Source organism: Ruegeria sp. CDSB029, assembly GCF_059611125.1.
Genome location: NZ_JBXWOX010000017.1, coordinates 25666 through 36310 on the forward strand (window position 1 = coordinate 25666; position 10645 = coordinate 36310).

The window sequence follows — 10645 nt, forward strand, 5'->3', positions numbered from 1 at the left end:
TACCTAATTGTCGAACGCTACCGTTTGTCAAACTTCGAAGTACTGGAAACCGGAATATGCGAATTCTCGCGATAGGTGAATGCATGGCCGAAATGGCTCCAACTGACGCGCCAAGCACGTATCAAATGGGGTTCGCCGGAGACACGTTCAATACAGCTTGGTATCTGGCCCAACTCACACCCGAAACGCCCTTGTCCTATTTTACCGCCGTCGGAGATGATGCCATCTCGTCCCGGATGCTGGATGCGATGCGCGAAAGCGGGGTCAACACCCAGCAGGTGCGGATCGTGCCAAACCGTTCAGTGGGGTTGTATCTTATCACGCTAAACAATGGAGAACGCAGCTTTACCTATTGGCGCGGCCAGTCGGCCGCACGCCTGTTGGCCCAAGACAAGCAAGCACTTGCCCGCGCCATGACGCAATCAGATCTCATCTATTTCTCGGGCATCACTCTGGCAATCTTGAACCCTGAAGGGCGCGCCGCCTTGCTCGACGTTGCTCAGTCAGCGCGGCGCGCCGGAAAACGGATTGCCTTCGACCCCAATCTGCGCCCGCATCTTTGGGACAGCCCCTCTGAGATGACCGAGAACATCATGCAGGCCGCCGCAGTTAGCGATATCGCTTTGCCATCGTTCGAGGACGAGGCACGTTGGTTCAGCGACCAGGAACCCGCGGCCACTTTGCAGCGCTATGCAAGGGCGGGCGCGGAAACGATCGTTGTCAAGAATGGCGCAGAAACGGTCCTTTATCGTACTCGCGGCGCAGAGGGCTCTGTCCATGTTCCGCCTCTGGCCTCGGTTGTGGATACGACTGCTGCAGGCGACAGTTTCAACGCTGGCATTCTGGCGGGGCTGGCAACGGATACACCCTTACCTGACAGCTTAGCACTGGCCTGCAAACTGGCAGGGCATGTCGTGCAAGGCAAAGGTGCACTTGTTCCCATCAACCAAAGCCTGCTCGATAGTTGCCTACAGCCTTAGCAGAAGGATCCAGCCCTTGCCGAACCCTCAGCCTGCCGAAATGATCAAACTGCATCCGGATACGCTTGATCGCTTGTCAAAGGTCAGCACAGCGACTGTAGCCACGCTGCTTTACAAACGCGGTTATCAAAACGCCTATGTTCAAGGCGTTGCCCCATTGGGCAAGGGTAGGCCCTCCCTTGTCGGCCCGGCTTTTACACTGCGCTACATTCCTGCACGGCCTGACACCGACCCGATCGAGGCGTTTCGTGAGCCAGATCACCCGCAGCGCGTGGCCGTGGAAACATGTCCTGAACGCGCGGTATTGGTCATGGATTGTCGGCAGGATGCATCGGCGGCCTCGGCAGGTTCGATCCTTTTGACGCGACTAGAAATGCGCGGAGCAGCGGGCGTTGTCACGGATGGTGGCATTCGCGACGCCGACGGTGCCGCAGCACTTGAGATGCCAGTCTTTGCCGCAAAACCATCTGCCCCAACCAACCTTACGAAACATCATGCGGTTGATGTCGGTTTGCCAATCGGGTGTGGCGGCGTGGCGGTCTATCCTGGTGACATCGTTCTGGGTGACAGCGATGGTGTCATGATTATCCCACGTCACCTCGCCGATGACATTGCGATCGAGGCAGGCCCAATGGAGTTGTTCGAACGCTTCGTTCTGGAAGAAGTGCGAAAAAACACCCCCGTAATCGGACTTTATCCTGCAACCGACCCAGACGTTCTTGAACGATTTGAGGTCTGGCGCGCAAGGCTCTCTGACTGATGTCTGAATCGCTGCAATGTAGGTTTTGTCAGAAGAACTTGGCTTGAGGCGGGCAGGGGGCATTCATAGCCTTTGTGGATGGAAAGACGATCACCATTTAAATGCTTCAAAACCAGTCCCGAGATCATCCGCTTTGCGGTGATGCTGTACATCCTTTCCCGCTCTCGCTTCGGAATGTCGAAGATCTGGTGCACGAGCGAGGCATCGACGTGAGCCACGAAACTGTTCGATTTTGGTGGCACAGGTTTGGCCCGATGTTTGCTGCTGATATAAGGCGGAAACGTGTTCAGCTGCTGCGCGCGTTCTCCAAATGGAAGTGGCACGTCGACGAGGTCTTCGTGAAGGTAAATGGCAAGCGGCATTATATTTGGCGGGCCGTTTATCAGGAAGGCGAGGTACTGGAAGCTGTTGTCACCAAGCGCCAAAACAATGCTGCAGCATTGAAATTCCTTGAGAAATTGATGAAGCGACACGGCAAAGCGGAAACCATCGTCACGGATCGCTTTGCCTCATACAGAGCCGCTCTCAGAGAACTGGGCGCGCTTGAAAAACAACAGACGGGCAGGTGGCTCAACAACCGCGTCGAGAATTCGCACCTGCCGTTTCGACGACGTGAACGCGTAATGCAGCGGTTCAGGCGGGTGCGAAGTTTACAGACATTCGCCTCCGTCCATTCCTCCGTCTACAACCACTTTAACAAGGAGCGATCTCACCAGCGGAGATACATTCAAGCTGACCCGCGCCGCCGCCCTTAGAGAGTGGCGTCAACTTTGTTCCGGATAGGTTCGCGGTTTCCGCGGCAAACTGAGGCTAGTTCGAATTAGTCGGAAAACATCTAGGAAAATCCGTTTTCGGTCGGGCGGGCAGCGCGACGCCATTTTTTGCGCCAGAAATCGGATCAATGACGGACGACGCCGCAGCTTAGGTTAAGAATTGCGTCCCTCGCGTGCTGATCCGATGCCAAGGATCAGGTCGGCGCATCGTTCGCCAAGCATCATGGCAGGTGCGTTTGTGTTGCCGGCGTTGATGTCAGGCACTGCGGACATGTCGCAAACCCGTAAGCGCTCGATCCCGCGCACACGCATTCTGGCGTCCAGCACTGCCATACCGTCGCCGTCCCGGCCCATTTTGGCAGTGCCCGCCGGGTGATAGTTGGTTTTTACGAATCTCTTACAATGTGCTCGCAGCGTCTGTTCGTCGTCCGCTATCGGAATGACGATTTCGCGGATCCTTTGTGCAAGTGGGCCGGACGTGAATGCCTGGCGAAAGAACCGCTGTCCCCGGATCATCTCTTGCATGTCGTCTTCATGCTTCAGAAGGTTGGGCGAGACCACAGGCATGGCGAGAGGATCGTTCGAACGAAGCTGAACCTCTCCGCGTGATTTCGGTTTGACCACGACGGTCGTAACGGTCAGGCCAAAGTCATCCTGCACCTCGTCCAGCGCGTCGCGATCCAGATATACGATGGGAACGCAAAAGGCTTGGATGGTTGGTTCTCCATCAGGAGCCGAAGGATTGACGAACGCGCCGGCTTCGACCCCGGCCGAAGTCACGGGGCCGCTGCCGAACAGTTTGAACTGTATGCCGTTTCGCAGCATCCGCCAGCCTTCACCTTGTTTGAAATATCCGTATGGACCGTTTGCAAAGGCGGTGATTGGAACTTCGGGGTGGTCGATCAAGTTCTGGCCGACCCCAGGCACTGAGCAGACCACGGGAATATCGTGTTCGGCAAGATGTGCATCCGGTCCGATACCCGACAGCAATAGGATTTTCGGCGTGACCAGAGCGCCCGCCGCAAGGACAATCTCACCATCACACTGGACGGTGTGGAACCCGTGTTTGTCGCGATACTGCACACCGACAGCCCTGTCGTTTTCGACAATGACTTTGCTGACCGTTGCGCCAAGCCGGACGATCAAATTAGAGTTTTTCTCGAGAGGGTCGAGGAAAGCATAAGCTGACGAGCTGCGCTTTCCGGCGCGATTGGTGAATTGATAGAAGCCGACACCGCGCTGTGTTGCGCCGTTGAAGTCAGTGTTGAATGGTTCGCCAAGGGCCTGCACCGACTGAACGAACCAACGGGACATTTCGTCGATATGCCCCGGATCCGAGACCTGCAGCGGACCGTTGCTGCCATGCAGGTCATTGTGAAGTCTGTTGTTGTCTTCCATCCTGCGGAAATAGGGCAGCACATCGTCCCATCCCCAACCAACCCTGTCGTTGGTATTTCGGAGTAGGTCGTTCCAAGCGTCATAATCGGAAGGGCGACCGCGCATATAGACCTGCGCATTCACGGACGACCCGCCGCCAAGTACGTTGGCCTGCGGAATGTCATGCACGCGGCCGTCAAGGTGGTCCTGCGGTTCGGTCTGGTGATAGGTCATGAACTTGGACCCGTTGATCATCTTGAAGATACCCGGCGGCATGTCCAGCAACGGATGGCGGTGCGAATGCCCGGCCTCCAGCAACAGAACCCTGCACTTGCCCTGGTTGACCAGTCGCGCTGCAGCTGCGGCGCCGGCAGAGCCGCCGCCGATTACGATGTGATCGAAGGTTTCCGTCATGATTTCGCCTTCAGGTCCGGCGTTTGGGTTCGCTGATCGAGTCGCGCTCGACCAGTTCGCATTCAAGCTTTACGAGTGGGTGCCTCTGACCATCCGTCGGCCCGTGGAATAGCTGTTCGACGACCCAGCGTCCCATCGCCCGGGTGGGAAGGATCATCGAGGTCAGGGGTGGCGACAGGTGCCGCGCGGTTTCGTCATCGTCAAATCCGATGACCGAGATGTCCTCGGGGATTGAAAGGCCAAGTTCCTTGAGTGCCTCATAGCAACCGATTGCCATACGGTCATTCTGACAGAAAATGGCGGTTGGCGGAGAGGGCAGATCCATCAATTCACGCGTGGCGGCATATCCGGCGCTGGGCAACCAATTGCCTTCGACAACCAAGTCCTCGTCGAACGGAATGTCGGCGGAAGCCAAGGCGTTTCTGTACCCGGTCGTTCGTCCAGCGGCGCATTCCATGAACGGCTCACCGGTTATTGTGGCGATCCGTTTGTGCCCGGCCTTGATCAGGGCGTTGGTCGCCGTATGTCCAGCAGCGACTTCGCCGGGGATCACCGCAGGAAAGGAGAGGTCGTCGCAAAAGCAGTTCAGTAGCATAACCGGGGTTGCGGTCTGCCTGAGGATTTCCGGAACGACCACCCGCCGGGTGAAAACGGTTGCGTAAATGATGCCCGCAACCTGTTGGTCGAGGAAATACCGGAGCGTATTGGGCTCGACCTCGGGGTCGTTTTGGGTTTCTGCCAGCAATACAAGATTACCGGTGTCCCGAACGGCCTGTTTCACCCCGTTAAAAGCGTTCACCATTTCGGGGCTTGACGCCAGATCATCCACGACGAAAGCGATGGTCCCGTCCAGCGCCGCGGGCCGGCGCGCGCTGTCCTGGGGTTTCCTGAGTTGAGAGGGCATGGCGTATCCAAGCGTGTTGGCGGCATCCAGGACTCGTTGCTTTGTGTCCTCGGAGATTTTGACAGAATCGTTCTTGTTCAGAACTAGCGATACTGTCGTTTGTGAGCATCCGGCGACGCGTGCAATGTCGTGCATCGTTATGCGCTGCCGGCCCGCGACTCGTCCTACACCCCTGTGTTGCCCGGCCTTGTTCGCTTGATCGTTCATCGTTCAACCTTTTTGTTCGTATCCTTTTTATCGTCTATGCGGAGGACGTGCAACTAATATTAGTTGATAGTAATTAATATTAGTGTTGACGAAATAATATTATTAGTGTTTTGATCGGTGGTGCGGTCGCCATTGTGGTTTGACCGAGCAAGCGCGGGAGGCGAAATTGCGGTCTGTAGTAGGGGAGCTGGGTCCAGTCGTTCGGCATTCGATGTTCATCGATGGCCGCTTTGTCGACTTTGACGCGGACACGGTTGTTGTCGAAAACCCTGCAAATGAAGAGATCGTTGCGCTGGTTCCAGATGGCGCCGCCGCTCACGCGGATGCGTCGGTCGAGGCGGCCCATCGGGCTTTTGGCTCGTGGTCCTCGCGCCCGGCGATCGAGCGGGCTCGGCTGGTCCTGAGACTCGCTGAGGCCGTCCGGGTCGACGCCGGTCGTTTGGCTGCTCTGATAACCGCCGAGCAGGGCAAGCCGATCTCGCAAGCCCGAGGTGAAGTGGATGCTGCCGTCACCTTTCTTTGCCATGCGGCTGAAGAGGCCCGGAGGATTTCGGGTGACATAGTTGCATCGGACAACGAGTCCGAGGAAATCCAGATCCGGCGTCATCCTTATGGCGTTGTTGTTGCGTTGACGGCCTGGAACTATCCGTTGGCATTGGCCGCCAGGAAGGTCGGACCCGCGCTGGTCGCGGGCAACACCGTTGTTCTGTTGGGGCACGAAATCACGCCGCTGTCCGGTCTTGCGGTCGCCGAGCTTGCCAACAAGGTCGGGTTTCCGCCTGGTGTTCTTAATGTTCTGACAGGCAAGGGGCCGGTGGTAGGGCAGCGGTTGGTCGAACACCCCGATACTTCACTGATTACAATGACCGGCAGCACACGCGCCGGGAAAGAGATTTTTCGCGCTGCGGCCAACCGGATCAAGGTTGTCCGGCTCGAGCTTGGCGGTAAGGCTCCGTTCATCGTGATGGAGGATGCGGATATTGACGCCGCCGTTTCGGCCGCCATTGCCGCCCGGTTTGCCAATTGCGGCCAGATTTGCACCTGCAACGAGCGTATGTATCTGCATCGCGGCATTGCGGATCAGTTCCTGGAAAAATTCGTGTCCGCGGCCCGCGCTTTGTCGATCGGGGATCCGATGGACGACTGCGATTTGGGTCCCAAAGTCAGCAAGGCCGAAGTGACCAAGGTCGTCGAGATCATCCAGCGCAGCATCGCCGAAGGCGCCACGGTTCATCTTGCAGGCGGGCCCCTGACGGACGGGGCGCACCATAAGGGGCACTGGATGTCCCCGACGGTTCTTGAGGTCTCAGACAACGGCAATGCCGCGATGCAAGAGGAGGTCTTTGGCCCCGTGGCGACAGCAATGCGAGTCGATGATTTTGATCAGGCGATAGACGCAGCGAATGACACATCATTCGGGCTGTCTGCCTATCTCTTTACGGCATCGCACCGGCGATTGATGGAAGCCCCGAGCCGCTTGAAGTTCGGCGAATTGTACCTGAACCGCTCCAATGGCGAGGCCGTGCAGGGATTTCATACCGGTTGGGGTATGTCCGGGGTTGGGGGTGAAGACGGCGCTTATGGCTTCGATGGCTATCTGAGGAAACAGACGACTTACATGAATTGGGCATGACCTAAAACTCGCGGTCAAAACGGAGGCGACCGCACCAATGGAGGAGGAATAACCATGAAACGCAGAACTCTTTTGATCTCGACGGTTGTCGCGGGTGCGCTGTTGGGCACGACTGCGATAGCGCAGGATCTGCCACAGCTTGAGCAGAAGGAGCGCTACAAAGTCGGCTTTGCGCAGATGGAGTCGAACAATCCGTGGCGTATTGCCGAGACCAAATCGTTCTATGACACGGCCGAGGCCTGCGGCTGGGACCTTATCGCGACGGATGCAGCTGGATCAGCGGCCAAGCAGGTAGCAGATGTGGACAGCATGATCGCACAAGGCATCGACGTTCTGTTTCTGCCTCCAAGGGAAGAAAAGCCACTGATTCCGGCCGTTATGAAAGCACGCGCCGCCGGCATTCCGACTTTTCTCGTGGACCGCTCGGTTGATCCGGCCGTCGCCAAGCCAGGCGAGCATTTCGTAGCATTCCTAGGATCGGACTTCATTGATCAGGGCAACCGGGCCGCGCAATGGCTGATGGACAATTTTGACGGCGACCAGGGCGTTATCGTCCAGTTGGAGGGCACAACTGGTTCTTCACCTGCAAATGACCGTAAAAAGGGTTTCGACGACGCGATCGCAGCGGACGACCGCTTTGAGATCGTGGCTTCTCAGACCGGTGACTTTGCGCGCGATCTGGGTCGTCAGGTGATGGAAACCCTGCTGCAGGCGCACCCCGACGTGAACGTGGTCTACGCCCACAATGACGAGATGGCGATCGGCGCGATCCAGGCTCTGGAACTGGCCGGCCGCAAGCCAGGCGAGGACGTGACCATCGTTTCGATTGATGGAACGCGTGATGCGCTTCAGGCAATTATCGATGGCAAGATGGGCGTGACCGTAGAAAGCTCACCCTTCTTTGGCCCATTGGCTTGTGATGTCATGAAGAAGTATGCGGCGGGCGAGCAGATCCCTGAGTGGGTAAAGGTCGAAGACCGGATCTTTACGCAAGACAACGCCGCTGATCACATCGACGAAGCCTATTGATTCTCCCTGGTGGGTGGTGCTGGCTGAGTGTCAGCGCTGCCCGCAAACAATTGGAGTACGAGATATCATGAACGCGCTCGTTTCGATGTCGGGGATCGACAAGTCTTTTGCTGAGGTTCCAGCACTCAGCCAGGCCAGTCTGGAAATAGCACCCGGCGAAGTTCACGCACTCATCGGGCAGAACGGCGCCGGCAAATCGACGATGATCAAGGTCCTGACCGGAGTTTACGGCCGGGATGCCGGTGACGTCTATCTGACGGGCGCGCCAAGCCGCATTTCTACCCCGCGCGAAGCGCAGAAATACGGAATTGCCACAATCTATCAAGAGCTCAACCTGGTGCCGCTGCGGTCAGTGACCGAGAACATCATCATGGGGTACGAGCCCAAACGCCTCGGCTTTCTGGTCGACTGGCGCGAGGGTAACTGGCGCGCACGCGAGGTTCTTGCGCGCTTTGGCATAGATATCGACGTAACCGAGCCTCTGGGGAATTTCTCGACTGCGATCCAGCAGTTGGTCGCGATAGCGCGAGCGGTGTCGCTGGACGCGAAGCTGGTCATTATGGACGAGCCGACGTCGTCGCTTGATGCCAGCGAGGTCGAGGTTCTGTTCGGTGTGGTGCGCGAGTTGAAGAAACAGGGCGTGTCCGTTCTGTATGTCTCGCATTTCCTCGATGAGCTGTTCCAGATCTGCGATCGGGTCACAACGATGCGAGACGGGTGCACTGTCAGCACTCGCAATGTCCAGGACACGACCAAGCTGGAAATGATCGCGGACATGCTGGGCCGCAACAAGGACGAGATTGCGGCAGACGGTTTGACGGACTTCGCCGGCGCCAAGGCTAAGAAGGGCGATATCGTTCTGCGGGCCGACTCTGTTTCGACTGGCCCACGACTGACGCATTTCGACCTCACACTCCACCGCGGGGAAATTGTTGGGCTGGGCGGGCTGCTGGGCTCTGGCCGGACCGAGGCGGCGCGGGCCTTGTTCGGAGTGGACGGAGCACGCAGCGGCGCAATCGAGATACACGGTGCGGTCGGGCAACCGTCCGGACCGGGTGAAGCGATAGCAAACGGGGTCGGCTTTCTGACCGAAGATCGCAAGGCCGAAGGGATTATTCCCGACATGTCCGTGCGTGAGAACATAACGTTGGCCCTGTTGCCGAAACTAGCCAGCCGTGGTCAGATCGATTTTGCCCGCGAGCGCGAGATCGTTCAGGCCTTCATCGACGATCTGGGCATCAAGGCGGCGCATATGGACCAACCCATTCGCGAGTTGTCCGGCGGCAACCAGCAGAAGGTGCTGCTTGCCCGTTGGCTGGCGACGCAGCCCGACATCCTGATACTCGATGAGCCGACCCGAGGCGTGGATGTCGGCGCCAAGCGAGAGATCCAATCGTTCATTCGGTCTTACGTCGAGAAGGGGTTTGGCGTGGTCCTCATCAGTTCAGAATTCGAAGAACTGGTAGAAGGCGCCGACCGCATCGTGGTCATGCACGAGGGGCGCTCGGTCAAGGAACTGACCAACCCCGGGATTACCGAGAACATACTGGTGCGCGCGCTTGCGCATCATGAAGGAGGATCTGGTTCATGGACCGAGCAATGAAGTTGCCGCAACGGGTCGCCTCAATGCCCTTCCGCTTTCACGGCGGCATCGCCGCGTTGGTCGCCTTATTGGTGTTCAACGCGTTTTTCACCCCCAATTTCCTGCAACTGCAAACATTGTTCGTGAATATCAGCCAGGTTGCCACGATCGCCATCGTGGCCATGGGCATGACGCTGGTGATCGCCACGGGTGGTATCGATCTTTCGGTCGGTGCGGTCATGGCACTGGCGGGGGCAGTTGCTCCGCTGATTTTCCTGTCGGATCTGGGCGCTGCCTATCCGATGCTGGGCGTCACTTTGGCCATTGTCCTACCGCTGTTTATCGCCGGGCTATGCGGGGTGTTCAACGGTGTGATGGTTGCCGTGTTGAATGTGCAACCCATTATTGCGACGCTCATTCTCTTTATCTCGGGTCGCGGTATTGCCCAAGTCTTGACGAACGGGAACCTGCAGACGTTTTCCAACCCTTCATTCAGTTATCTTGGAACCGGCAAAGTGCTTGGCTTGCCGTTCCAAGGGTGGCTGGCGCTGGTCATTGCCTGTGTTCTGTTTTGGGTTATCACCAGAACCACTTGGGGTCGTTACCTGCTGGCCATCGGCGGCAATGAACGCGCGGCCTATCTGTCGGGCGGTCCCGTCCGGCGGGTCAAGATTGGGGCCTATGTCATCTGCGCCGTGCTTGCGGGTCTGGCGGGGCTGATCGTCGTTGCTATCAACTCGGCTTCGGACGCGGCGCGCAACGGTAATCTTATGGAGCTTGATGCCATCGCGGCCGCGGTTGTTGGCGGGGCTCTTTTGCAAGGCGGGCGGGCGCCGATCTTTGGTGCCATACTGGGAGCCGTTATCATCCAATTGGTCAAATATACGTTGTTGGCCAACGGGGTAGAGGACGAAGTTGCACTAATCGCCAAAGCCGTCATCATTATCCTGGCCGTTTGGGTCCAGCAATTCCGGAGGGCATGATTG

Annotated in this window: 8 protein-coding genes and 1 pseudogene; 7 read left to right on the forward strand and 2 right to left on the reverse strand. The window is 57.7% G+C overall.

Going from position 1 to position 10645, the window contains the following annotated elements; translation table 11 throughout:
• Positions 1–56 precede the first annotated feature (56 nt).
• From AC2FI8_RS17875 to AC2FI8_RS17885, 3 genes and pseudogenes are all read left to right on the forward strand, one after another.
• The gene (locus tag AC2FI8_RS17875) at positions 57–980 is read left to right on the forward strand and encodes a sugar kinase (RefSeq protein WP_496780447.1); all 924 of its coding nucleotides are present in this window, start codon (positions 57–59) and stop codon (positions 978–980) included.
• Between the two features lie 16 nt (positions 981–996).
• Positions 997–1740, forward strand: coding sequence for a ribonuclease activity regulator RraA (locus tag AC2FI8_RS17880; RefSeq protein ID WP_496780448.1), 744 nt, complete (start codon positions 997–999; stop codon positions 1738–1740).
• A gap of 78 nt (positions 1741–1818) precedes the next feature.
• Positions 1819–2523, forward strand: a pseudogene (locus tag AC2FI8_RS17885) (IS6 family transposase).
• A 143-nt stretch (positions 2524–2666) separates the two neighbouring features.
• Here the strand turns inward: AC2FI8_RS17885 and AC2FI8_RS17890 are convergent.
• Both AC2FI8_RS17890 and AC2FI8_RS17895 read right to left on the reverse strand, forming a co-directional pair.
• On the reverse strand, positions 2667–4304 hold the full coding sequence (locus AC2FI8_RS17890; RefSeq protein WP_496769804.1) for a GMC family oxidoreductase: 1638 nt from the start codon (positions 4302–4304) through the stop codon (positions 2667–2669).
• Between the two features lie 10 nt (positions 4305–4314).
• On the reverse strand, positions 4315–5415 hold the full coding sequence (locus AC2FI8_RS17895) for a LacI family DNA-binding transcriptional regulator (RefSeq protein ID WP_496769802.1): 1101 nt from the start codon (positions 5413–5415) through the stop codon (positions 4315–4317).
• A gap of 166 nt (positions 5416–5581) precedes the next feature.
• Between AC2FI8_RS17895 and AC2FI8_RS17900 the strand changes: the two genes are divergently transcribed.
• The 4 genes from AC2FI8_RS17900 (at position 5582) to AC2FI8_RS17915 (ending at position 10642) form a co-directional block, all read left to right on the forward strand.
• Complete coding sequence (locus AC2FI8_RS17900; RefSeq protein WP_496769800.1) at positions 5582–7048, forward strand: aldehyde dehydrogenase family protein; 1467 nt, start codon at positions 5582–5584, stop codon at positions 7046–7048.
• Positions 7049–7102: 54 nt separating this feature from the next.
• Positions 7103–8077, forward strand: a complete 975-nt coding sequence (locus AC2FI8_RS17905) for an ABC transporter substrate-binding protein (protein ID WP_496780449.1) — start codon at positions 7103–7105, stop codon at positions 8075–8077.
• A 67-nt stretch (positions 8078–8144) separates the two neighbouring features.
• A complete protein-coding gene (locus tag AC2FI8_RS17910) occupies positions 8145–9680 on the forward strand; it encodes a sugar ABC transporter ATP-binding protein (protein ID WP_496780450.1) in 1536 nt (511 codons plus the stop codon).
• Positions 9665–10642 carry an ABC transporter permease gene (locus AC2FI8_RS17915; protein WP_496780451.1) on the forward strand — a complete coding sequence of 326 codons (978 nt, stop codon included), beginning with the start codon at positions 9665–9667 and terminating at the stop codon, positions 10640–10642. Before AC2FI8_RS17910 ends, AC2FI8_RS17915 begins: the two co-directional genes overlap by 16 nt.
• The last annotated feature ends 3 nt before the right edge of the window (positions 10643–10645 follow it).